24 protein-coding genes are annotated in these 22,774 nt (G+C 67.8%); 17 read left to right on the forward strand and 7 right to left on the reverse strand.

What is annotated here, in order from left to right:
• Window positions 1-211: 211 nt before the first annotated feature.
• Complete coding sequence (locus tag HWX08_RS25960) at window positions 212-790, forward strand: hypothetical protein (protein ID WP_174922997.1); 579 nt, start codon at window positions 212-214, stop codon at window positions 788-790.
• 76 nt (window positions 791-866) lie between these two features.
• Here the strand turns inward: HWX08_RS25960 and HWX08_RS25965 are convergent, their stop codons facing one another.
• The gene (locus HWX08_RS25965; RefSeq protein ID WP_174922998.1) at window positions 867-1,451 is read right to left on the reverse strand and encodes a TetR/AcrR family transcriptional regulator; all 585 of its coding nucleotides are present in this window, start codon (window positions 1,449-1,451) and stop codon (window positions 867-869) included.
• Between the two features lie 342 nt (window positions 1,452-1,793).
• Here HWX08_RS25965 and HWX08_RS25970 point away from each other — a divergent pair, with 342 nt between their 5' ends.
• Window positions 1,794-2,498, forward strand: a complete 705-nt coding sequence (locus tag HWX08_RS25970; protein WP_174922999.1) for an SDR family oxidoreductase — start codon at window positions 1,794-1,796, stop codon at window positions 2,496-2,498.
• Window positions 2,499-2,562: 64 nt separating this feature from the next.
• On the opposite strand, the gene fabV is transcribed toward HWX08_RS25970, so the two are convergent.
• Complete coding sequence (fabV, locus tag HWX08_RS25975; RefSeq protein WP_069260883.1) at window positions 2,563-3,768, reverse strand: enoyl-ACP reductase FabV; 1,206 nt, start codon at window positions 3,766-3,768, stop codon at window positions 2,563-2,565.
• Window positions 3,769-3,916: 148 nt separating this feature from the next.
• On the opposite strand from fabV, the gene HWX08_RS25980 reads away from it, so the two are divergent.
• From HWX08_RS25980 to HWX08_RS26005, 6 genes are all read left to right on the forward strand, one after another.
• On the forward strand, window positions 3,917-4,450 hold the full coding sequence (locus HWX08_RS25980; RefSeq protein WP_011548968.1) for a GbsR/MarR family transcriptional regulator: 534 nt from the start codon (window positions 3,917-3,919) through the stop codon (window positions 4,448-4,450).
• Between the two features lie 88 nt (window positions 4,451-4,538).
• Entirely contained in the window at window positions 4,539-5,846 is a 1,308-nt protein-coding gene (locus HWX08_RS25985) for an SDR family oxidoreductase (RefSeq protein ID WP_174923000.1), read from the forward strand.
• Window positions 5,843-6,313: a DUF2269 family protein gene (locus tag HWX08_RS25990; RefSeq protein WP_069260882.1), complete on the forward strand. Its 471-nt coding sequence runs from the start codon at window positions 5,843-5,845 to the stop codon at window positions 6,311-6,313. Before HWX08_RS25985 ends, HWX08_RS25990 begins: the two co-directional genes overlap by 4 nt.
• Window positions 6,314-6,414: 101 nt before the next feature.
• A complete protein-coding gene (locus HWX08_RS25995) occupies window positions 6,415-7,281 on the forward strand; it encodes a thiol-disulfide oxidoreductase DCC family protein (RefSeq protein ID WP_174923001.1) in 867 nt (288 codons plus the stop codon).
• Window positions 7,278-8,777 (forward strand): TIGR01777 family oxidoreductase, encoded by a 1,500-nt coding sequence (locus HWX08_RS26000; protein WP_174923002.1) that lies wholly within the window; start codon window positions 7,278-7,280, stop codon window positions 8,775-8,777. Before HWX08_RS25995 ends, HWX08_RS26000 begins: the two co-directional genes overlap by 4 nt.
• 72 nt (window positions 8,778-8,849) lie before the next feature.
• Window positions 8,850-9,473, forward strand: a complete 624-nt coding sequence (locus HWX08_RS26005; RefSeq protein ID WP_069260879.1) for a glutathione S-transferase family protein — start codon at window positions 8,850-8,852, stop codon at window positions 9,471-9,473.
• 89 nt (window positions 9,474-9,562) lie between these two features.
• On the opposite strand, the gene HWX08_RS26010 is transcribed toward HWX08_RS26005, so the two are convergent.
• The gene (locus HWX08_RS26010; protein WP_174923003.1) at window positions 9,563-10,993 is read right to left on the reverse strand and encodes a serine hydrolase domain-containing protein; all 1,431 of its coding nucleotides are present in this window, start codon (window positions 10,991-10,993) and stop codon (window positions 9,563-9,565) included.
• A 262-nt stretch (window positions 10,994-11,255) separates the two neighbouring features.
• Between HWX08_RS26010 and HWX08_RS26015 the strand changes: the two genes are divergently transcribed.
• The 6 genes from HWX08_RS26015 (at window position 11,256) to HWX08_RS26040 (ending at window position 15,449) form a co-directional block, all read left to right on the forward strand.
• Entirely contained in the window at window positions 11,256-11,675 is a 420-nt protein-coding gene (locus HWX08_RS26015) for an HIT family protein (protein WP_059238668.1), read from the forward strand.
• A 259-nt stretch (window positions 11,676-11,934) separates the two neighbouring features.
• The gene (locus tag HWX08_RS26020; RefSeq protein WP_162836114.1) at window positions 11,935-12,099 is read left to right on the forward strand and encodes a hypothetical protein; all 165 of its coding nucleotides are present in this window, start codon (window positions 11,935-11,937) and stop codon (window positions 12,097-12,099) included.
• 165 nt (window positions 12,100-12,264) lie between these two features.
• Entirely contained in the window at window positions 12,265-12,924 is a 660-nt protein-coding gene (locus tag HWX08_RS26025) for a methyltransferase family protein (RefSeq protein WP_174923004.1), read from the forward strand.
• A gap of 379 nt (window positions 12,925-13,303) precedes the next feature.
• Window positions 13,304-13,738, forward strand: coding sequence for a hypothetical protein (locus HWX08_RS26030; protein WP_069260876.1), 435 nt, complete (start codon window positions 13,304-13,306; stop codon window positions 13,736-13,738).
• Between the two features lie 313 nt (window positions 13,739-14,051).
• Complete coding sequence (locus HWX08_RS26035) at window positions 14,052-14,447, forward strand: hypothetical protein (protein ID WP_174921644.1); 396 nt, start codon at window positions 14,052-14,054, stop codon at window positions 14,445-14,447.
• 165 nt (window positions 14,448-14,612) lie between these two features.
• Window positions 14,613-15,449: a bifunctional allantoicase/(S)-ureidoglycine aminohydrolase gene (locus HWX08_RS26040; protein ID WP_039349877.1), complete on the forward strand. Its 837-nt coding sequence runs from the start codon at window positions 14,613-14,615 to the stop codon at window positions 15,447-15,449.
• Window positions 15,450-15,834: 385 nt separating this feature from the next.
• Here HWX08_RS26040 and HWX08_RS26045 read toward each other — a convergent pair whose 3' ends face one another.
• A complete protein-coding gene (locus HWX08_RS26045) occupies window positions 15,835-16,332 on the reverse strand; it encodes a hypothetical protein (protein WP_174921643.1) in 498 nt (165 codons plus the stop codon).
• Window positions 16,333-16,405: 73 nt separating this feature from the next.
• Between HWX08_RS26045 and HWX08_RS26050 the strand changes: the two genes are divergently transcribed.
• On the forward strand, window positions 16,406-17,302 hold the full coding sequence (locus HWX08_RS26050; protein ID WP_069260874.1) for a helix-turn-helix transcriptional regulator: 897 nt from the start codon (window positions 16,406-16,408) through the stop codon (window positions 17,300-17,302).
• Window positions 17,303-17,619: 317 nt separating this feature from the next.
• On the opposite strand, the gene HWX08_RS26055 is transcribed toward HWX08_RS26050, so the two are convergent.
• Window positions 17,620-18,423 carry an aminoglycoside phosphotransferase family protein gene (locus HWX08_RS26055; RefSeq protein WP_174921642.1) on the reverse strand — a complete coding sequence of 268 codons (804 nt, stop codon included), beginning with the start codon at window positions 18,421-18,423 and terminating at the stop codon, window positions 17,620-17,622.
• A 238-nt stretch (window positions 18,424-18,661) separates the two neighbouring features.
• On the opposite strand from HWX08_RS26055, the gene HWX08_RS26060 reads away from it, so the two are divergent.
• Both HWX08_RS26060 and HWX08_RS26065 read left to right on the forward strand, forming a co-directional pair.
• A complete protein-coding gene (locus tag HWX08_RS26060; protein WP_174921641.1) occupies window positions 18,662-20,785 on the forward strand; it encodes a penicillin-binding protein 1A in 2,124 nt (707 codons plus the stop codon).
• A gap of 8 nt (window positions 20,786-20,793) precedes the next feature.
• Window positions 20,794-21,405 (forward strand): trimeric intracellular cation channel family protein, encoded by a 612-nt coding sequence (locus HWX08_RS26065; protein ID WP_107314479.1) that lies wholly within the window; start codon window positions 20,794-20,796, stop codon window positions 21,403-21,405.
• A gap of 21 nt (window positions 21,406-21,426) precedes the next feature.
• On the opposite strand, the gene HWX08_RS26070 is transcribed toward HWX08_RS26065, so the two are convergent.
• Together HWX08_RS26070 and HWX08_RS26075 are read right to left on the reverse strand one after the other, a co-directional pair.
• The gene (locus tag HWX08_RS26070; RefSeq protein ID WP_174921640.1) at window positions 21,427-21,810 is read right to left on the reverse strand and encodes a VOC family protein; all 384 of its coding nucleotides are present in this window, start codon (window positions 21,808-21,810) and stop codon (window positions 21,427-21,429) included.
• A 122-nt stretch (window positions 21,811-21,932) separates the two neighbouring features.
• The gene (locus HWX08_RS26075; protein ID WP_069260869.1) at window positions 21,933-22,763 is read right to left on the reverse strand and encodes a heme ABC transporter ATP-binding protein; all 831 of its coding nucleotides are present in this window, start codon (window positions 22,761-22,763) and stop codon (window positions 21,933-21,935) included.
• Window positions 22,764-22,774 lie beyond the last annotated feature (11 nt).

Raw genomic sequence — 22,774 nt, forward strand, 5'->3', positions numbered from 1 at the left:
GCCCGCTGATCCGACCAATAGGTTATTCAGGCGATATTGAGTCGCAAAAACGCTTTACGCATGCGGCTCGCGAGCGCGCGAGGGCAAGCGCCCGAATGGCTTCGTCGTTGCGCGAATGCCGGACGGTAACCGCGCCCGGGCCGGGAAGGAAGCCGGTCCGATATATTCATGCAGGAAGACCCCCGCAGAACGCCCCGGAATCGTCGCCTCGATGAAACGCTCCCATGTCGCTTTCGCCCTCACGGGCCTGCTCGTCGCGCTGCCGATCGTCGCGTATGCGCTCGTCAAGCCGCTGCGCGTCGTCGCGCCCGCGCTGCTTCCCGGCGTGTCGTGTCCGAGCGCCGACATCTGCACGGACGACGCCGCGAAGCTCGGCGACGCGCGGCAACTCTATCGCGACGGCTATGCGCGCGCGGCGGCGGCCGTCGGTGCTTTTCAGGAGGCGCCGCGCGTGGTGTTCTGCTCGACGCGCGCATGCGCGGATGCATTCGGCCTCGGCCAACGCGCGGCGCTGACGCTCGGGAATTTCGGCGTGGTCGTCGCGCCGCGCGGCTGGCTGACCTACTTTCCCGCGCACGAACTGATCCATCACCGCCAGGCGGAAGTGCTCGGCAACCTGGCCGTCGCAACGAAGCCGCGCTGGCTGATCGAAGGGATGGCGTATTCGCTCAGCGGCGATCCGCGCCATCCGCTCGCGCAGCCGTTCGACGCGTGGCGCGCGCGTTTCGACGCGTGGCAGGCGACGCTGGGCGGGCAGCCGCTGTGGGAGGCCGCGCGGGCGGTCGAATAGCGCGGCGGCGCGCGGACGGGGCGGCCGCGCGCGCCGGGGCGCGATCGCGCGATTGCGTGGTCGCGCGGTGACGCCTTTACGCCCGCTCGCCCCGATCGTCGCGTTCGACGACGAGCGTGTCCCGCCCCGCTGCGAGGATTTCGTCGGCCAGCGCGGGATCGGTGCCGGCGATCGCGCGCGACAGCACGAGCGCGCCGACCATCTGGCTGAAGACGGCGATCGCATCGCGACGCGTCTGCGCCGGCGTCGCGCCTTCCACGGTCATCATCTGCGCCAGCCGATCGAGATACGTGGCGAGGCCGCGCGTATAGCACGAGCGTGCCGCATCGGTCAGTCGCGGCGCATCGCCCGCGAAACCTGACAGCGGGCAGCCGGCCTCGACGTTGTCGCGATGCGCGGCCGACAGGTATAGCGCCACCTGCGCGTCGAGACTGCCGGCGTTCGGCGAATCCGCGCGGTCCTGCATGGCCTTTTCCATCACCTCGGAGACTAGCGCGTCCTTCGACTTGAAGTGGTTGTAGAAGCCGCCCTGCGTGAAGCCGGCCTCCTTCATCAACTCCGTGAGCCCCACCGCGTCGACGCCGCGCACGCGGAACAGCCGCTCGGCGGCCGCGACGATCGCGCTCCGGTTCTCGGCAGCCTGCTGTCTTGAAACGCCCATCGATCCCTCCCTGATTTTGCCGATCGCGTCGATTGAAAAACACAATGGCGTTCACCATTGACATGCGCGGACGGCGAGAACACAATGCACCGCAAAGACGATGGTGATCGACATTGACATATCGAGTGTAGCCGACTTGGCGGAGGACGCAAAGCCGCGGCGGCAACGGCGGATGGCGATCGGTCGGGGTCTTTGGCGCCGCAGGTCGCGGGCAGCGGGCTGCTCGCCGTCTGCCGGCAGCGGCGCCACGGTTCGGTACGCAAGGGCAGCCTGGTTTTTCACCGGATCTCACGCGCGCGGCGAGCCGGCGCGCATGCGATTCATCATGCGAAAGGAATGAACATGAAGATCGAAGGTGCAGTCGTTTTCATCACCGGCGCGAACCGCGGGCTCGGGCTCGAATTCGCGAAGCAGGCGCTCGCGAGAGGGGCGCGCAAGGTCTATGCGGCGGCGCGCGATCCGGCCACCGTGACGCTGCCGGGCGTCGTGCCGGTGAAGCTCGACGTGACCGATCCGTCGGCCGTCGCCGCGGCGGCCGACGCGGCGCGCGACGTCACGCTGCTGATCAACAACGCGGGCATCGCACGGCTCGGCAGCCTCGTGGACGAAGGCGCGCCCGACGCATTGCGCGCTCACTTCGAAACCAACGTGTTCGGGATGCTGTCGATGTCGCGCGCATTCGCAGGCACCCTCGCCGGCCACGGCGGCGGCGCGATCCTGAACATCCTGTCGGTCGCGAGCTGGGTGAACCGGCCGATCCTGTCGGGCTACGGCGTGTCGAAATCGGCCGCGTGGGCGCTGACCAACGGGCTGCGCCATTCGCTGCGCGAGCAGCGCACGCAGGTCGTCGGGCTGCACGCCGGCTTCATCGACACCGACCTGACGGCCGGCCTCGACGTGCCGAAGGCGACGCCGGCCGACGTCGTGAGCCAGGCGTACGACGCGATCGAAGCGGGAGAGGAGGAAGTGTCGACCGACGCGTTCACGCGGGAGGTGAAGGCCGCGCTGTCGTCGGGCGTCTATCTGGAGGAACCGGCGCCGCGTTGATGCCGCCGGGAACGGGCGTCCGCCGCCCGCCGCATGCGCAGCGCGCACGCGGCGGGCCGGGCCGTCAGGCCGTCGTGGTGTCGATGACGCCCGGGATCTTCACGTCCGGGTTCACGTCCGCGTCGTAGTCGACGCCGGCGATCTCGAAGCCGAACAGGCGCAGGAAGTCGGTCTTGTAGCCGGCGAAGTCGGTCATCTCGTACAGGTTGTCGTTCGTGACGTGATCCCACATCGCGACGACCTTCTGCTGGACCTGCGGGTCGAGTTCCTTGTAGTCCGCGCGCAGACGGCCTTCTTCGTCGACGTGCGGCGTCGCGCCGTACAGGCTGTCCTTGAAGAGCCCGTAGACCTGCTCGATGCAGCCTTCGTGCGTCCCGCCTTCCTTCATCACCTTGAACAGCAGCGACAGGTACAGCGGCATCATCGGGATCGCCGAGCTCGCCTGCGTGACGACGGCCTTCAGCACCGACACGCGCGCGTCGCCGCCATGCGCGGCCAGCTTGTCGCGAATCGACAGCACCTTCTTGTCGAGATCCTTCTTCGCTTCGCCGATCGTCCCGTTCCAGTAGATGTCGTGCGTGATCTGCTCGCCGAGATACGTGAACGCGGTGGTCTTCGCGCCGTCGGCCAGCACGCCGGCTTCGGCGAGCGCGTCGATCCACATCTGCCAGTCCTCGCCCCCCATCACCGTGACCGTGCCGTCGATCTCTTCCTGCGTCGCCGCATCGAGCGACACTTCGCGGATCACTTCCTTGTCGGTGTCGAGGCCGCGGAACGTGACCGACTTGCCGATCGGCTTGAGCGTCGAGCTGACGGTTTCGCCCGTCGTCGGGAGCGTGCGGCGCGGTGCCGCGAGGCTGTAGACCACGAGATCGACCTTGCCGAGATCCTGCTTGATGGTGTCGATCGTGACCTGCTTCACGTGGTCGGAGAACGCGTCGCCATTGATGCTGCGCGCATAGCGACCCTTTTCCTTCGCGAACTTCTCGAACGCGGCACTGTTGTACCAGCCGGCCGTGCCCGGCTTCGTTTCGCTGCCCGCGCGCTCGAAGAACACGCCGAGCGTGTCGGCGTCCGAGCCGAAGGCGGCCGAGATCCGGGCGGCGAGGCCGTAGCCGGTCGACGCGCCGATCACGAGCACCTTTTTCGGGCCGTTGGCGATCGGGCCGTGCGAAGTCACGTAGTCGATCTGTTCCTTGACGTTGGCTTCGCAGCCGACCGGATGAGTCGTCACGCAGATGAAGCCACGCACGCGCGGTTTGATGATCATGGAAACCTCTAGTCAGAAAGGCGGAGACGGCCTGAAATCGGAAAAATCCCGCGCATTGTAATGGAAGCGGGCGGGCGCGGCCGGAACCCGGCGGTCTCCGGTTATTTCTCTCTTGACAGAAATAACTGAAATGAATAAATTTCCCGACATGGAACTCACACCGATTGCCGAACGATTCATTCTCCACTGGGGCGAAATGGGCTCGCGGTGGGGCGTCAACCGCACCGTCTCGCAGATTCACGCGCTGCTCTATCTGGCCGGCCGGCCGGTCGCGGCCGACGAGATCGCCGAGACGCTCAACGTCGCGCGCTCCAACGTCAGCACCAGCCTGAAGGAGCTGCAGGCGTGGCGGCTGGCGAAGGTCGTGCACGTGCTGGGCGACCGCCGCGACCACTTCGAGACGTCGACCGACATCTGGGAGCTGTTCAAGCTGATCGTCGAAGGGCGGCGTCAGCGCGAGATCGAGCCGACGCTCACGGTGCTGCGCGACTGCCTGACGAGCCCGGAGATCGCGAACGAGAGCCGCGAGACCGAGCAGCGCATTCGCGACACGCTGCAGTTCGTCGAGACGCTCACGACCTGGTCGGACGAGATGCTGCGGCTCAAGCCCGATACGCTGATGAAGGCGCTCGGCATCGGCGCGAAGATCAGCCAGACGGTCAGGCGCAAGCCGTCGAAGTAAGCGGGACGCGCAGTGCGGGCAGACAGCCCGCTTTTTTCGGGGTTTTTATTTCTGTCTGTACAGAAATAACTGTAAATAGAGGATGAAAATGAACACCGCCTTGTCGCCGACCCGCCTGCCTGGCCGCACCGGCGCGCGCAGCATGACCGTCCTCGTGTGCGGCGCGAACGGCTTCATCGGACGCGCGCTGTGCGCGCGGCTCGAAGCCGACGGGCATCGCGTGCTGCGCGGCGTGCGTCACGCCGAGGGCCCGCGCGACGTCGCGATCGACTTCGCGAAGGACGTCGATCCCGACGTGTGGCTCGCGCGGCTCGCGGGCGTCGACGTCGTGATCAATGCGGTCGGCATCCTCGCCGACCGGCGCGGCGCGACGCTCGACGCCGTGCATCGCGCCGCGCCGTGCGCGCTCTTCACCGCGTGCTGCCGCGTCGGCGTGCGGCGCGTGATCCAGATCTCGGCGCTCGGCGTCGAGCGCGGCGATACGCGCTACTTCGCCAGCAAGCACGCCGCCGACAGCTTCCTGCAGACGCTGCCGATCGACTTCCGGATCGTGCGGCCCGCGCTCGTCTACGGCACGGACGGCGCGTCCGCGCGGTTGTTCCGGATGCTCGCGAGCCTGCCCGTGCACGTGCTGCCGGCGGGCGGCCAGCAGCGGCTGCGCCCCGTGCACGTCGACGATCTCGCCGAAGTCGTCGCGCGCTGCGTCGATGCGCGGGCGGCCGGCCGCCCGGTGATCGAGGTCGTCGGCCGCGACGAAGTCGAATACCGCGAGATGCTGGCCCGCTACCGCGCCGCGCTGGGGTTTGTGCCGGCCGCCCGCGTGACGCTCGCGGGCACGCTGGCCGGCGCGGCGGCCGCGCTGCTCGGTATGTTGCCGGGCGCGATGTTCACGCGCGACACGTGGGCCATGCTGCGCGGCGGGAACACCGGCGATCCGGCCGCCGTCACGGCGATGCTCGGCCGCGCGCCGCGCGGGATCGACGGCTTCATCGGCGCGCAGGCCGCCGCGCTGCGTCACGAGGCGCTCGCGATGTGGCGCGGCCCGCTGCTGCGCGGCGCGCTCGCGATCGTGTGGATCTGGACGGCCATCGCCAGCGCGTTCATCCATCCGCTGCACGCGAGCCTCGCGCTGCTCGCGCCCGCGCACCTGACCGGGCTGCCTGCGCTGATCGCGCTGTATGCGGCCAGCGCGCTGGACTTCGCGTTCGGCATCGCGACCGTCGCCGCGCCGTCGCGCCGCCTGTGGGTCGCGCAAGCGGTGCTGATCGTCGCGTATTCGGCGGTCATCGCGGTCACGATGCCCGGCCTGCTCGCCGAACCGTTCGGCCCCGTGCTCAAGAACGTCCCGATTCTCGCGATCCTGTTGATCCTTTTTTCAGAAGAAGAACGCACATGAACACCTATCTCGTCGTCAAGGCGCTTCACATCCTGTCCTCGGTGCTGCTGGTCGGCACGGGGTTCGGCACCGCGTTCTACCTGTTCTTCGCGAACCGCACGCGCTCGGTGCCCGCGATCGCGGCCGTGTCGCGGCTCGTGGTGCGCGCGGACTGGTGGTTCACGACGCCGGCCGTGATCTTTCAACCGGCGTCCGGGCTCTGGCTCGCGCATACGGCCGGCTGGCCGTGGCATACGCCGTGGCTCGTCGCGTCGGTCGTGCTGTATGCGATCGCCGGTGCATGCTGGCTGCCGGTGGTATGGCTGCAGATCGAACTGGCCGCGATGGCGAAGCGCGCGCACGCGAACGGCGCTGCCGCGCTGCCGCAGCGGTACTGGCGCTATGCGAAGCGCTGGGAGTTGCTCGGCTATCCGGCGTTCTTCGCGATGCTGAGCGTCTACTTCCTGATGGTGCTCAAGCCGATGTGAGCGCGCCGCCGCCGCGCGGGAGCGGCGAGGCGGCGATGCGGTGTTCGAGCGGGCAGTCGTTCGATTCATGATGCATGCGACAACAAGAAGGAGTGCGAATCATGAGTTCAAGGGAACTGGTGCTGTACTTCGACGGACGATGTCCGTTATGCGTGGCGCAGATCAAGCGTCTCAAGGTGCGCGACGCACAACAGCGGCTGGCGTTCGTCGATATCGCCGAGCCGGGCTTCGATCCCGCGCCGCTGGGTATCGACCTGCCCGCGCTGAACCGCGAGATGCACGCGCGCCTGCCCGACGGGCGCATGCTGACCGGCGTGGACGGCATCCTGGCCGCCCATGCGCTGACCGGGCGCCGCTGGCTCGCCCGTCTGCTTCGCGTGCCGGTCGTGCGTGACGCACTTGCGCCGCTGTATCGATGCGTCGCGCGCAACCGCCACGCCGTTTCGCGCCGGCTCGGCTATCGGATCGAAGCGCCGTGCGACGAGGTGGCGTGCGGTAGCGGCCGTGCCGCCGAAACCACGGCGGATCATCCGTCGGGAGACGCGGCGCGCCGCATCGTGGTTGCGTGGATGTATGGCGCCGCGATCGCGCACCTGCTCGTCGGCGTGGTCGTGCCATGGGTTGCCGGTGCGCGCTGGCTCGACGCGTATCACCGCGTCGTCGAGCTGCATTTCTGGGCGGGAACGGCACCCGGCGCCGCGCGCGCCCAGCAGATCTGGTGGATGTCGCTGATCGGCGCGACGGTGCAATGCGCGGCGGTCTGGATGCTGGCGCTCGTCCATCTCGGCAGCCGGCTGCGCCGCCGCGAAGTGTGGGGATGGCTGCTGGCCGGCCTGCTGATCTGGGCGCCGCAGGACCTGCTGCTTTCGATGCAGGCCCATGTGGCGGGCCACGTGGCGATCGACGCGGCGGCACTCGTCGCGATGGTGCCGCCGCTCGTCTGGCTGTGGAGGAGGGACACCGAATGAACACCTTGCCTGCTTTCGACTGGGCGCTCAACCTGCTGATCGTGCAGGGCGCGATGGGTGCAATCGATACGCTCTATCACCACGAACTCACGCAGGATCTGCCGCACAGCCCGCGCGCGCGGCTCGAGCTGGCGATTCACGCGGTGCGTTCCGTGCTTTACGGTTTCGTGTTCGCATCGATCGCGCACGTCGCGTTTCACGGGGCATGGGTCGTGGCCGTCGCGGCGGTGGTGGTCGTCGAGGTCGGGCTGACGTTGTGGGATTTCGTCGTCGAGGACCGGAGCCGCAAGTTGCCGGCGACCGAGCGCGTGCTGCACACGCTGCTGGCCGTCAACGGCGGCGCGCTGTTCGGGATGATCGCGATGCAACTGGCCGCGTGGGCGCACGAGCCGACCGCGCTGCAGATGCTCGATCCCGGCTGGCGCGGCTGGGTGTTGAGCCTGTTTGCCGTTGGCGTGGCGGTATCGGGTATCCGCGACGGGATCGCGGCCTGCCGGATCGCCTGTCGCGCGCCGGCTGCCAATCCGTTCGCGGGACAGCCGCCGGGGAACGTGTTCGTGACCGGCGGGACCGGCTTCATCGGCGAAACGCTCGTGAACCAGCTGCTCGATGCGGGTCATGCGGTCACGTTGCTGGCGCGCGATCCGCTGCGCGCGGCCTACCTGTTTCGCGGCCGCGTGCGCAGCGTGACGTCCGTCGAACAGCTGCGGCCGCACGAGCGTTTCGACACGGTCATCAATCTCGCGGGTGCGCCGGTGCTGGGCGCGCGCTGGAGCAAGCGCCGCCAGGCGTTGCTGCTCGCCAGCCGGGTCGGTGTCACGGAATCGCTGATGCGCTGGGTCGAGACCGCCGAGGTCAAGCCGCGCACGTGGATTCAGGCTTCGGCGATCGGCTACTACGGTGTGCGTCCCGCCGACGAGCGGCTCGACGAGCGCAGCAGCGCGGGCACCGGCTTCATGTCGGCGCTGTGTCGGCAGTGGGAGCAGTCCGCGCAACCGCTGGAGCGTCACGGCGTGCGCACGGTCGTGCTGAGGCTGGGCGTCGTGTTCGGCCCCGGCGGCGCGTTGCGCCCGATGCTGCTGCCGCATTACTTCGGGATGGGCGGCCGATTCGGCGACGGCGCGCAGGTGATGAGCTGGATCCACCGCGACGACGTGCTGCGCATCGTCGCACGTGCGATTGGGCACCCGGACATGCGCGGCGTCTACAACGCGGTCGCACCCGCGCCGCTGACGCAGCGCGAATTCGTGCAGGTCGTGTCGAAGGTGCTGCGGCGTCCGGCCTGGCTGCACGTGCCGGCCGCGCCGTTGCGCGTTGCGCTGGGCGAGATGGCCGGGCTGCTGGTGGACGGGCAGCGGGTGATGCCGGCGCGGCTGCATCAGGACGGATTCATGTTCCGGTTCCCGACGGCCGAATACGCGCTGCGTGACCTGACGAATCGGCCGCACGCGGATTTTCCGCGCACGGCCTGTCGTTTGCCCCGAGGTCGTGTATAAATTCGGCGTGACCGCGTTCGGGACGTGTCGTGCGTCCCGGGCGCTCCGCATCCGACCTCACAAGGAGACAGCATGCTGCGCATCCTCGGCAAGATTCCTTCCATCAACGTCCGCAAGGTGCTGTGGCTGTGCACCGAACTGAACCTGCCGTTCGAACAGGAAGACTGGGGCGCGGGCTTTCGCACGACCAACGATCCGGCCTATCTCGCGCTGAATCCGAACGGGCTCGTGCCGGTCATCAAGGACGACGATTTCGTGCTCTGGGAGTCGAACACGATCATCCGCTACCTCGCGAACCGCTATGGCGGCGACGCGCTCTATCCGGCCGAGCCGCACGCGCGCGCGCGGGTCGATCAATGGATCGACTGGCAGGGCGCCGACCTGAACCGCTCATGGGTCGGCGCGTTCCTCGGCCTCGTGCGCAAATCGCCCGATCATCAGGATCCGGCCGGCATCGCGCAGTCGATCGCGGGCTGGACGAAGCACATGCAGGTGCTGAATGCGCACCTCGAAGCGACCGGTGCATACGTGGCCGGCAACCGCTTCACGCTCGCGGACATTCCGATCGGCCTGTCGGTGAACCGCTGGTTCGGCACGCCGTTCGAGCATCCGGATTTCCCGGCGGTGTCGCGCTATATCGAGCGACTCGCGACGCGCGAAGGCTTCCAGAAGTACGCCGGCAGCGCGAACCCGTGATGCGTGCCGGATGATGCATGACGCGGCGGCGCGGCAAGCCCCGCCGCGTCATGGCCGGCATCGAGAGCCCGCGAGCCCGATGTCGGCGTTCACGCGCCGGGCGCCGGCACCGCGTCGAGCACGCGCGCGAGAAACGCCTCGTGATTCCACGCGGATTCCGGCCGCGACAGCCCGAGCCGCACGACCACCAGTTGACGGCTCGGCACCACGCTCACGAACTGGCCTTCATGGCCGACCGCATGAAACGCGTCGGCCGGCATCGCGACCGCATGCGGATCGCGATCGTTGAACGGTTCCGGCACCTTGACCCACAGCTGCGCGCCGTACTCCTGGCGCGACGATTGCGGCGTCGGCCGCGTCAGGTAGCGCACCCAGCCTTCCGGCAGCAGGCGCTGCCCGTCCCACACGCCGTCCTGCAGCAGCAACTGCCCGAAGCGCGCCCAGTCGCGTGCACTTGCGTACAGGTACGACGGACTGACGAGCGTGCCGGACGCATCGGGCTCGAACACCGCGCTGCGCATCCCGAGCGGCGCGAACAGCGCGCGGCGCGGAAACGCAAGATAGTCGGCCTCGCTGCCGCCCAGCGCTTCGCGCATCACGCGCGCGACGATCGCACTCGTGCCGCTCGAGTATGCCCACTGCGTGCCGGGTGTCGCGGCGAGCGGCTTCGCGGACGCGAAGCGCGCGGTATCAGGGTGCGCATACAGCATCAACACGACGTCGGACAGCGGGTCGTCGTAGTCTTCGTTGAATTGCAGGCCGCTCGTCATCCGCAGCAGCTCGTCGAGCGTGATCGCCGCGCGCGGATCGCCGTTGCCGCGCCATTCGGGCAGCAGCGCGGACGCATCGGGCGTCAGCTTGTGCTGCGCGACGAGCGCGCCGACCAGCGCGGCCGTCACGGTCTTCGTCATCGACCAGCCGGGCAGCGGCATGTCGGCCGTGAAGCCGGGCGCGTAGCGCTCGGCGATCACCTGGCCGCGCCACATCACGACCACCGCGCGCGTGCGCCGCGGCCGTGCCGGATCGGGCTCGTCGAACGCGCTATCGAGTGCGGTCTGCAGCTTCTGCGCGTCAATGCCGGCGGGCGGCACGGCCGGCGCAGGTTGCGCGGGCGGCGAATCGGCAAACGGCGGCAACGCGGCGGGCAAACCGGCCGGGAGTGCGACCGCGGCCGCGGCAGAGCCGGGCGACTGCCCGATCGCGAGCGTGCAGCCGAGCCCGGGACGGAAGTCGGCTTCGCGCTCGGCGAAGCCTGCGAACGTCGCCGTCGCACGATGATGGTCGGGATCGATCGACGGGCGCACCAGTTTCAGCAGCGGATGCACGCCGGCCATGATGTCGACGTCGATCACGGACGTCGCCGGGCGGCCCGATACGTACACGCCCGAACACAGCGCCTTCGCCGCATAGCCGGTCGCGATCGGCGCGAGCCGGGACAGCATGTAGCCCGTATAGCCGATCGCGGCGACGGCCGCGAGCGCGACGCCGCGCAGGATCAGCTTCTTGAAGGGGATCGTCATGCGCGAGCGTCCTCGGTGGTATGCCGGCAGGCAGCGATCAGGCAGTGTCGCAGGTTCCGGCGATGCGTTGCAATCGCGGCGGCGTGACGCGCGAGGGCGGCCCGGCAGCGGCCGGTGCGCGACGCGTCGTGCATTCCGCGTTCCGCGTAACGATTCGGCCACCATCGCACGGTGAACGAGTTGGCATCGGTCCCGCCGTCGGCCGATAATCGTCCGGCATCGCTTGCCCACTCTCCCAGTCCAACCGTTATCGGAAAACGCCATGTCCTACGACAACAACAACCCGTTCGCCAAAATCCTGCGCGGCGAACTGCCGTGCGTGAAGGTCGCGGAAGACGACGCGACCCTCGCGATCATGGACCTCATGCCGCAGGCCGACGGCCACGTGCTCGTGATTCCGAAGGAGCCGGCCGCGCAGATCTTCGAGCTGTCCGGCGACGCCGCCGCGGCAGGCATCCGCATGACGCAGCGCGTCGCCGCAGCGGTGCGCGCGGCGCTCGAGCCGGACGGCGTGTTCATCGGCCAGTTCAACGGCGCGGCAGCCGGCCAGACCGTTCCGCACGTGCACTTCCACGTGATCCCGCGCTGGGAAGGCGCCGAGTTGCGCATGCATGCGCGCGAGATCGCCGATGCGGCGACGCTCGAAACGCTCGCGCAGCGCATTCGCGCGCGCTTCGTGTAACGCGCCGGTCGCGGGCGGCGTGGTCCGATTACGCACGCCGCAACGGTCGGCCGCCGCGCCGTCGACTGTTTCAGCGGTCATGCGAGGTAACACGTGTAACCGCCGGCGAAACTCGGCCCGGCCCACCCGGCGCTAGACTCGGCGCATTGTTTCATCGAGCGACAGGAAGGGCGAATCGCCTCTTCGTGCCGGCCGCCGCAGCCCGCGGCGGCGCGGCTTTCGCGAGGTGCCATTCGACTTTCGCGCCGGGAATCGAGCCATGTCCAGACTTCTCATCACGCTTGCCCTGATCGGCGGCCTGTCCGGCTGCTACGTCGCGCCGCCGTACGGCTACGCGCCAGCGCCGGCCTACTACGGCTATGCGCCGGCGTATTACGCGCCGCCCGTCAGCGTCGGGATCGGCGGCAACTTCCGCATCCGCTGATCCGGCACCGCGCGCATCGGGCGCTGGCCACATCGGGCCGGCGCGCCGCGTTGCGCCGGACGTTCATCGCGGATTCGCTCGCCGCATGACGGCGGTGGGCGGCGCAGCGTGCGCGCGGTTCCTATACTTCACAGGAAAACGCATTCCGCGTCCGGTGAGGCAGTCATGACAGTCACCCGCAAGGTCGCCGTCCTGTCGGGCATTTCCACGCTTGTCTATCTGGGGCTCGCCGTGCTCGGCAGCGGCGGGTTCGCGGCGTTCTTTTCGCATCCGCCGCTGACCGTCCTCGTCGTCGCGACGTTCGCGATGGCCGTCGCCGCGATGTTCACCGAAGGCAACCTGAGCAGCGGCGAGCGCGAGAACCGCGACAACCGCTGGGTGCTCGCCGCGTTTGCAGTGAGCGGCTTCCTGCTCGCTTACCTGCCCGCGCTGACCGACCGGCTCGATGTCTGGACCTTCGGCGGCGACGCGGTGCGCTGGACCGGCGTCGCGCTGTACGTCGCGGGCGGCGTGCTGCGCATCTGGCCCGTATTCGTGCTCGGCAAGCGCTTCAGCGGGCTCGTTGCGATCCAGCCGGGCCATACGCTCGCGACCGACGGCATCTATCGGCGCATCCGCAATCCGAGCTATCTCGGCCTGATCGTCAATTCGGTCGGCTGGGCGCTCGCGTTCCGCTCGGGCGTCGGCCTGCTGCTGGTCGTGCTGACGATGGTGCCGCTCGTCGCGCGCATCCGCTCCGAGGAAGTGCTGCTGCGTGCGCAATTCGGCGCCGAATACGACGCATATTGCGCGCGGACCTGGCGGCTGCTCCCCGGCATGTACTGACCCTTTCGTTTGTTTCCCGCTCGTTGCTGTCGCGGCTCGCCCACGATCCGTTCCCGATGTGTTGCCACGTGTGTCGCAAACGGGAGACGCCGCGCCCGGCCGCCTCTCTGTCCGGCCCAGCCTGACCATCGTCGAAGCCAATACCGGCGCGGGTTTGCGGGCATTCCGGTGCCTGGGTTCGAGCTTGCGTATTCGTAAACAACTTGTTACCAGAATGTCGACAGCAAGGATGCGGGACCGGTGCTATTCTTCGCCGCAAGCTCAATGAAATGAATTGGTCCGCGGTTCGGCACAATGCCTTATCCGACGTCGATCGATTCAGATCGTCGTACCGAGCGGACCTTCAATAACCAGATTGCGAACAAGGAAGAATACGGGAATGTGGAAGAAAATCGCCCCCGCTCTCGTCGTCGCCGCGCTGACCGGCACGACTGCTCTGCCGGCTCTGGCAGGTGACATGAACAACGCGCTTGGCGGCGCGCTCGGCGGGGTAGCCGGCGCAGCGGTCGGCGGTGCGCTCGGCGGCAGCACGGGCTCGGTGATCGGCGGCGCCATCGGCGGCGGCGCGGGCGGCGCGGTGACGTCGAACCGTCGCGAGCGCACCGGTGCCATCATCGGCGGCGCGCTCGGCGGCGGTGCGGGTACCGCGGCCGGCAACGCGATGGGCGGCCGCACGGGCGGCCTGCTGGGTGCGGCCGTCGGCGGCGGCGCCGGCGCGGCGCTCGGCGGCAACATGTCGCGCAGCTCGTACGAGCGCGACCACGGCGGCGGCTATCGCCACCGCAAGCATCGCCACCATCGCGACTGGGACTGATCGCCGCGGGCGCGGCACGGTGCGCGAATGGCGCACCGGCGCGCCGACGGCGTCGGTACCCGACGCGAAATTCGGCCCGGCGGCCTGCCGGGCCGCCATCGCCGGCCAGACCGGCGATTTTTTCGGCTTCGACAGCCACTGCCGGATGCCCGGATCGACGGGCCGGCACGTTTCCCGCCTCGCTGTATTTCTCCGTTTTCCGACTCCATCCTCCATCGTCACTCGCGACCGAATGCGTCCACGTAGGTCGATCTCATGCGCGTTCCACGTTCGATGTTCGTTGGCCCGGTTCGGCCCGGCCGGACGGCGGCACATGATCGACGGGGTGCGGCTTGCTGCCGTGCGCGATGCGTCGCTCGCCAATTCGTATCACCGGACGTATCGCGACGACCCGCATGGCCGCAGCTTCTCGCCGGCACGCGTCGAGCGTTCCGGAACGCATATGCATTGCCCGTGCCGTCAGGATTTCCCTGATAGCCAGGCCAACGTGCCGGGCTTCCTTACCGCCTGTCGCGGCTGCCCGATGGTAGTGGGAAATCGAATGGAATCCATCGCAACATTTAATTGGTCGATTGCGAACCACTTCGCTATCGTCGGCGATGCTCGCGTACGGTATCGCACCGTGCCGCTGGCCGCGCCTCGCCGCATGGATCGCGAGCGCCACGGCCCGGTCGCCGGCCCCACCACCATGGGCCGCCGCGTCCGCTGAACCGGACGAACCCGTCGCGAAGCCTGGCCGACCGAACGAAGGCGCGTGCGCCTTCAAGCCACCCCGGCAACGATATCCCGCCGCCGCATGCGTGCCTCACGCGCGTGCATGCCGCCCGATGCCGTTGGCGCCCGGGGCCGGACCAACCCATTGCCTGGATGCACTATGTCTAAGACAACGTATTACGCGCCGCATGGCGGCCACCCGCCGCAGACCGATCTGCTGACGGATCGCGCGATGTTCACCGAGGCGTACGCGGTGATCCCGAAGGGTGTGATGCGCGACATCGTCACGAGCTGGCTGCCGTTCTGGACGAACACGCGCCTGTGGGTGATCGCTCGCCCGCTGTCGGGTTTCGCCGAAACCTTCTCGCAGTACATCGTCGAAGTGAACCCGGGCGGCGGCAGCGACAAGCCCGAGCAGGACAAGAACGCCGAAGCCGTGCTGTTCGTCGTCGAAGGCGAAGCCGAGCTGACGCTGCAGGGCACGAAGCACGTGCTGAAGCCGGGCGGCTATGCGTTCATTCCGCCGGGCGCGGACTGGACGCTGCACAACGTCAGCGATGCCGCGGTGCGTTTCCACTGGGTACGCAAGCACTACCAGGCCGTCGACGGCATTCCGCTGCCGGAAGCGTTCGTGACCAACGAGCAGGACGTCGAGCCGATCCCGATGCCGGGCACCAACGGCGCATGGGTGACGACGCGCTTCGTCGACATGAGCGACATGCGTCACGACATGCACGTGAACATCGTGACGTTCGAGCCGGGCGGCGTGATTCCGTTCGCCGAAACGCACGTGATGGAGCACGGGCTGTACGTGCTCGAAGGCAAGGCGGTGTATCGGCTGAATCAGGACTGGGTCGAGGTGGAGGCGGGCGACTTCATGTGGCTGCGCGCATTCTGCCCGCAGGCATGCTATTCGGGTGGGCCTGGGCGCTTCCGTTACCTGCTTTACAAAGACGTGAACCGTCACATGAACCTGTTGCTGAATCCGGCGCGATAAGCGTCGTTCGAGCAGTTGGATGTGAGAAAGCCCGCCGGCGAATGTCGGCGGGATTTTTTTTGGACTATTCGTGGGTCGATGGGGGTGTCGCTTGCCGACCGAGGCTGTGTGCAAGCACGTTACTCGGCGTCGGCGGGCGCAGATCCGTGCCGCATTTTGCGAAACGAGCAAGAGGTAGCCTCACTTGACCTCGACTGTCTTCGCGTGCGTGCGGCTTGCCATGAAGCGCACACGACGCGATTCGATGGTGCGGTCTGCTTTCGATACCGTGTGCCAGCTTCGATCAGTCCACCGATGTCAGATCAATATCGAGCAGTTATAATTCGGAGTACATATCTAGTGCTGCATTCGCACAGCAACGGAAGCGTCGCTTCTCACCCCTTCTCTAGATTTTCACCGAACGGCTATCCTGCGGTTTCCTGCGAAGATAAAGCGCTTGAGCGATCAGCCCCAGAACGAGCGCGACGAGGAGCGCGGCTTGGGCACCGAGAAGCAGTGGCGACTTCGGATCGCTGACCAGCGGATGTCCGTCGGGCACACGCTTCAGTATTTCGGTAACCGTGGGAACCATCAGCACGAACGCCGTCAACGTCAGACAGAAGGTTTCCAGGTAGAGACCGGCTCGACCGGGCAGCGGCAGATACGCAACGCCATATCCAGCCAGTAGCAGCACGACGGCCCCGACGCCGATGACGTAGCCGATACCTTGATGCGCTATGGCGAACACGGTCAGAGAACCAATCAACATGGTGACGAAGTACACTCTCCCGGCAACGGACCGCGGAACGATCCTGCCGTAACGCGCGAACATGTACACGGCCATGGGGATCGCGGGTAGACTGCCGAGAGTGTGTATCCAGCCGAGCGGCGAAATTCCAAACATGGTTCCAGTCCTTTGCTTGCGTGATTTCGTTGGTTGTCGACGCTTACTTTAGGCTCACGAAACCCGAATTGACATGACTGAACCTGGGAAAAACTTGACCATTTTTCCGGATCGGGCGCTTGCTGGTCTGGCCAACGGCGATCTCCTGTCTCAGGTTCTTGCACGTATGCGCATGACAGGCGACCGCGTCTTTACGTCGATGCTGCAGCCATTCGCGCAGTTGGACATGTCCGCGCGGGCGGCGCACGCGTACGCAGTCATGGAAGGCGTGGTGCAAATTGCCGACGATGAGGCAGACACTTCCGAGATTCGAGCCGGCGAGCTGCTCCTGTTGCCGCGCGGCCCCGACGGCCTGCGCATTTCCGCCCTGGACCAACCGGCGAACGTCGTCGTCTGCCACTTCTGGTTTGATCCGGCGAGCCAGCCGGAACTGCTTCTGACGTTACCCGTCATGATCCACCTTCGCCAGCCGGAGACATTCGACTGGCTGCCGCACATCATGCAGTTTCTTCTGCATGAAGCGGACAATGACGACGCGGGATCGGCGTTGATGGTCTCCCGCATGATCGATCTCGTGGTGGTGCGTGCGCTGCGTGCCTGGGTTCATCACGGTCATGCATCGAACTGGTTAGGCGGATTGGCAGACAAGCGCATTGCCCGCGCCTTGAAGGCAATCCATGAGCAGTCGCCACGTAGTTTGACAATCGATAGTCTCGCTTCCGTCGCGGGCATGTCCCGCTCCAACTTTTGCGAACGTTTCAATGCGCTCGTCGGCAAGTCTCCGCTGCGTTACCGCAACGAATGGCGCCTGAGCGTCGCCCGGGACATGCTGACCAAAGGTGACGCGCGCGTAGGCGACGTTGGAAGGTCGGTTGGTTACGAGTCGGAGGCCGCTTTCAGTCGTGCGTACAAGGCCTACTTCGGCCATGCACCTCGAGAAGCGAAGCCCTCTGTCACGCCCGCTGAATGACGGCGCTGCCCACGACGCGATGCGGTCGCTTCGCGCCGTCGAGCTGCCTGCAAAAAAATTTCGCTGGCGCGTCATTTTCATGCCGCTCCGGTCATTGCGAGACTTTCGCGAGCCGAATAGCGGGCTCATCAGCCAGCTAGTTGTAGCGCGACTCGATCCTCCTTCCCGAGCCGCTTGATCGTGGCGATCCCCGATACGCGGATCGCCACCCATCCAGGATTCGTTGTCGAGCGCCACGAACCGGCCGATAGCCGTCGGTCATCCTCGCGTTACTTGGAAGTTTGCAACGAACTTGTTTTCACGGGCGACGCGTACTGCTACAGGCCGAGCGCAGTCGCCGCCAGCGTCGCGACCTGCAGCCGCGTATCGGGCAGCAGCCCGTCTTCGATCAGCCACACCGCCGACAATCCCGACCACGCGAGAATCCACTGCAGCAGCCGGCGGCGGTCGAGCTGCGCCGCGTCGGCCACGATCGTGACACGTCGTTCGAAGCGCACCGGATCGACCGCAATATCATGCGTCGGATTGCAGAACAGGTTCGCGTAGTCGAACGCACGCTCGCCGCGCAACCCCTTCGGATCGATCGCCCGCCATCCGCGTTCGCCGAAGTTGAGAATGTTGCCGTGATGAATGTCGCCGTGCAGGACGACTTCGTCGCCCTCCGGCGCGGCGAGCAATTGGCGTGCGACCGTCGCGGAGCGGCGCAGCACGTCGCTGCCTGAGGCGTCCGACAACAGTGAATTGAACCAGTCGTGCAGCGGCACGACCTCCGGCGGCTCCGTCGGCGCCGGCGCACGATACGCATGCAGTCGCGCGACGACATCACACGCAATGCGCATCGCATCGTCGTCGTGCCCCGATGCCGAAAAGCCGGCCAGCGTCGGCGCCGGCTGCGCCCGTTCGAGCAGGATCGCGTCGCCGTCGCGCTGCCACACCTGCGCGGTGCCGTGCCCGTTCCACCACGCGATCAACGCATTGCCACGCCGCTCTTCGTCGCAGGTCGCGACCTTCAACATCGCGGGCCGGCCCTGCCAGACGACCGGCAACAGGCCGCCGCTCGCGGTCAGGATCGGGCCGCCGTCGGAAACGAGGCCCCACAGGCCGAGGTATCGATCGAACATCACACGATGCTACCGCCGAACCGGCCCGCGTGCAGCGGGGTTTGCCCAACGGTGCGTCACGCGGCCGCAGGTACGACATGAACGGCCGCAACGCGCTTTCCTAAATAAAATTTAGCCTGCCAAACTTTGGCTAAAGAATGTTCCGGTTTCGCGCCATCCCTTCGACAATGCGCGCCTTTCGTGACCGCTCGGTGCCGCTCACGCACCCGTCGTCACAGCATCGAAGAAGGAGCCCGACATGACCGACCACCCCGCATCCCCTCCGCCGCCGGCCGCGCCGCCGCCGCGCCGCCGCCGAGTGTGGCGCACGCTCGCGGGCGCGCTGCTCGGCCTGACGCTCGCGTGCGCGGGCATCGGCGCGTGGACGATCCAGCGGATCTGGACGCAGTTGCCGTCCGTCGAGCACCTCGCCGTCTATCGTCCCGCGCTGCCGCTGCGGATCTTTTCGCGCGACGGCGATCTGCTGGCCGAATACGGTGTCGAGCGGCGCGAGTTCGTGCCGCTCGAACGCATCCCGCCGCTGATGCGGCAGGCGCTGCTCGCGGCCGAGGACGCGAAGTTCTACCAGCACGGCGCGGTCGATTTCGCCGGCCTCGCGCGCGCGACGTTCGCGAACGTCGTGACCGGGCAGCCGGGGCAGGGCGGCAGCACGATCACGATGCAGGTCGCGCGCAACTTCTACCTGACGCGCGACAAGGTGCTGAGCCGCAAGCTCGCCGAGATCCTGATGGCGACCAAGCTCGAACGCGAATACAGCAAGGACAAGCTGCTCGAGCTGTACATGAACGAAATCTATCTGGGCGAGCGCGCGTACGGTTTCGCAGCGGCCGCGAACGTGTATTTCGGCAAACCGCTCGACGCGCTGAGCGCGGGCGAGGCGGCCGTGCTCGCGGGGCTGCCGAAGGCGCCGTCCGCGTTCAACCCGGTCGTCAATCCGGCACGCGCGACCGCGCGGCGCAACTACGTACTCGGCCGCATGCATGCGCTCGGCCAGCTCGACGATGCCGCGTATCGCGCGGCGGTCGATGCGCCGATCGCGCTGGCGACCACGCCGCCGCCCGGGATCATCGCGGCGCCGTACGTCGCCGAGCGCGCGCGCCGGATGATGGTCGAGCGCTTTCACGACGACGCCTACACGCTCGGCCTCGACGTGACGACGACGATTTCGATGCGCGACCAGCGTGCGGCCGAGGCGTCGCTCGAACGTACGCTGAGCCGCCAGTCGCGCGCGAAGCGCGATGCGCGCAACGGGCTCGAAGGCGCGCTGGTGTCGCTCGACGCGGCAACGGGCGACATGCTCGCGCTCGTCGGCGGCGCGGATTTCAACCGCAACGTGTTCGACCATGCGCTGCAGGCGTATCGCCAGCCCGGGTCGAGCTTCAAGCCGTTCGTCTATTCGGCGGCGCTGGAAAAGGGCTACTTCCCGGGCGTGCTCGTCGACGATACGCAGCGCACGCTCACCCATGCGGAAACCGGCGCGCGGTCGTGGCGCCCGCGCAATTTCGCCAACAACTACGAGGGGTTCATCCCGGTTCGGCGCGGGCTCGTGCGCTCGAAGAACCTCGTCGCGGTCAGCTTGATGCAGGCCACCGACGCGCGCTATGTGCAGCAGCACGCGGTGCACTTCGGCTTCGACGCGCAGCGCAATCCGGCGTCGCTGCCGCTCGCGCTCGGCGCGGGGGCCGTGACGCCGCTCGAACTGGCGAGCGCGTACAGCGTATTCGCGAACCGCGGTACGCGGATGGAGCCGCGCCTGATCCTGTCGGTGAAGCAGCGTCACGGCGGCGCGATGTACGAGGCGACGGCGCCGGCCGGCGAGCGCGTCGTGTCGGCCCGCAACGCGTTCGTGATGGACAGCATGCTGCGCGACGTCGTGAAGTCCGGTACCGCGCGCGGTGCGCTCGCGCTGCGCCGCGACGACGCGGCCGGCAAGACGGGCACGTCGAACGGATCGAAGGACGTGTGGTTCGCCGGCTATTCGTCGGGCATCGTCGCGGTCGCGTGGCTCGGCTATGACACGCCGCATCCGATGGGGCGCGCGACCGGCGCGACGCTGGCGCTGCCGGTCTGGCTCGACTACATGAAGACGGCCGTCGACGGGCGTACGCCGGTCGAGGCAACGCCGCCGCAGGACGTCGCGCTCGTCGACGGCGACTTCGTGTACGCCGAATACACGCGCGGCACGTGCACGGCCGACGTGCCGTCGTATATTCGCAGCCGCTTCGCGTGCGGCGGCGCGGCGACGGCGACCGATGCGCCCGCCGCGCCGGCCGACAACGGCAGGCCGGCCGAGCCGATGCCCGCCGCGGTCGATGCGGCCGAGCGCGAGCGCGTACTCGACCTGTTCCGGACGGATGACTGACGCGCGCCATGCATACGCTCTATCTGATTGCGATCGTCGCGGAAGCGATGTCGGGGGCGCTGATGGGCATGCGTCGCGGGATGGACCGCTTCGGCCTCGCGCTCGTCGGCGCGGTGACGGCGCTCGGCGGCGGCACCGTGCGCGACGTGCTGCTCGGCCACTATCCGCTCGGCTGGATCGCGCATCCCGAATACCTGGTGATCACGCTCGTCGCGGCGACCGTCGCGTCGTGGGTCGCACGGCATGTCGCGCGGATGAAGGCGCTGTTCGTCACCGTCGATGCGATCGGCCTCGCGGCGTTTACGATCATCGGCTGCGACATCGGCGCGTCGACGGGCACCGCGCCGATCATCGTCGTGCTGGCCGGCGCGATCACGGGCGTCTGCGGCGGGATGCTGCGCGACCTGCTGTGCAACGAGATGCCGCTGATCTTGCGCGAGGAACTGTACGCGAGCGTCGCGTTCGTCACGGGCGCGCTCTACGTCGGGATGCAGTATCTCGGCATCGATGCGGCCGTCGCGACGGTCGTCGCGCTGGCGTGCGGCTTCTCGATGCGGATGCTCGCCGTGCGGCTCGGATGGAAGATGCGGACCTTCGGCGCGGCCGACCTCGAGCATTGAGCGCTCGCGCCGCGCGGGCAGTCAATCCCGCTGCATGACCTGAAAGACGTTGCCTTCCGGATCGATGCCGTCGTACATCCGGTACGGGAAGCCGTCGTAGCGCTTGAGATCGCGCACGGTCACGCCGTCGCGCGCGAGCCGGGCCCGATGCGCGTCGATATCGGCGTCGATCGCGAACACGAGCTTCACGTTGCTCGTGTGTGCCGTCGTGCTCGCGGAAGCGGGGGCGTGGCGGGATGCCGGGCCGGCGCGATGCAGCGCCAGTTCGATCGCGCCGGCGTCGAGCACGACCCATTCGCCGTCGATTTCCTCGATGACGGGAAGATCGAAGTAGCGGCGATAGAACGCCTTCAGCAACGCGGCTTCCCGGACGTACAGGAGGATGCGGGTCATCGGAAGCGGCACGTGAATCCCCTGGAGCGGAATGCGCGAAGTGCGAATGACGGGATGTAAAAACCGTTGCTATCGAGCAGGCAGGAGCAGGCAGGACGTCGAGCGACGCATCGCTCATGCGTCACGCGCCCGCGCTACGCAGGCACCATCACCGGCGGCGCACCGTCGCCGGTATCGACCATCTTTACCGCGAAGCCGTAGCACTGCGCGATATGGGCGGGCGTCATCACGTCGCGCGGCCTGCCGTGCGCGACGATCGTGCCGTCGGCGAGCATCGCGATCGTATCCGCGTGCCGGGCGGCGAGATTCGGATCGTGGACGATCGCGAGCACGCCGAGCTGCCATTCGCGCGCGACCGCGCGCACGGTGTCGAGCAGACGATGCTGGTGCGCGAGGTCGAGCGCGGCGGTGGGCTCGTCGAGCAGCAGATAGCGCGGGCCGTTGTCCGGTGCATCGTCGTCCGGCCACAGCTGCGCGAGCACACGGGCGAACTGCACACGGGCGAGTTCGCCGCCCGACAGCGTCGTCACGTCGCGGCCGACGAGCGCATCGGCGCCCGCGCGTTCGAGCGCGCGCCACGCGATGTCGCGATCGCGGTGCGCGATCACGTGCCGCGCACCGCTGCGCCGCGCGTGCGGATAGCGGCCGAGCAGCACGATTTCGTCGACGCTGAACGGGAACGCCGGCTGCGCGGCCTGCGGCAGCACCGCGCGCAGGCAGGCGAGCCGCGGCGCGTCGATGCGCGCGAGCGGTTCGCCGTTCAGCGTGACGTCGCCGCTCATGCGCACGCCGTTCGGCGCGCCGCCGCCGGTCAGTTCGCCGGCGAACGTCTTCAGCAGCGTGCTCTTGCCCGCGCCGTTGCGGCCGAGCAGCGCGGTCACGCGGCCCGGTTCGATCGACAGCGTCAGGTTGCGCAGGATCGTAGTGTGTCGGCGGGCGACGTCGAGGTGATGAGCGGTCAGCATGGTCGTCGTGA

The sequence above is a fragment of the Burkholderia metallica genome (genome assembly GCF_902832845.1).
Classification (GTDB): domain Bacteria; phylum Pseudomonadota; class Gammaproteobacteria; order Burkholderiales; family Burkholderiaceae; genus Burkholderia; species Burkholderia metallica.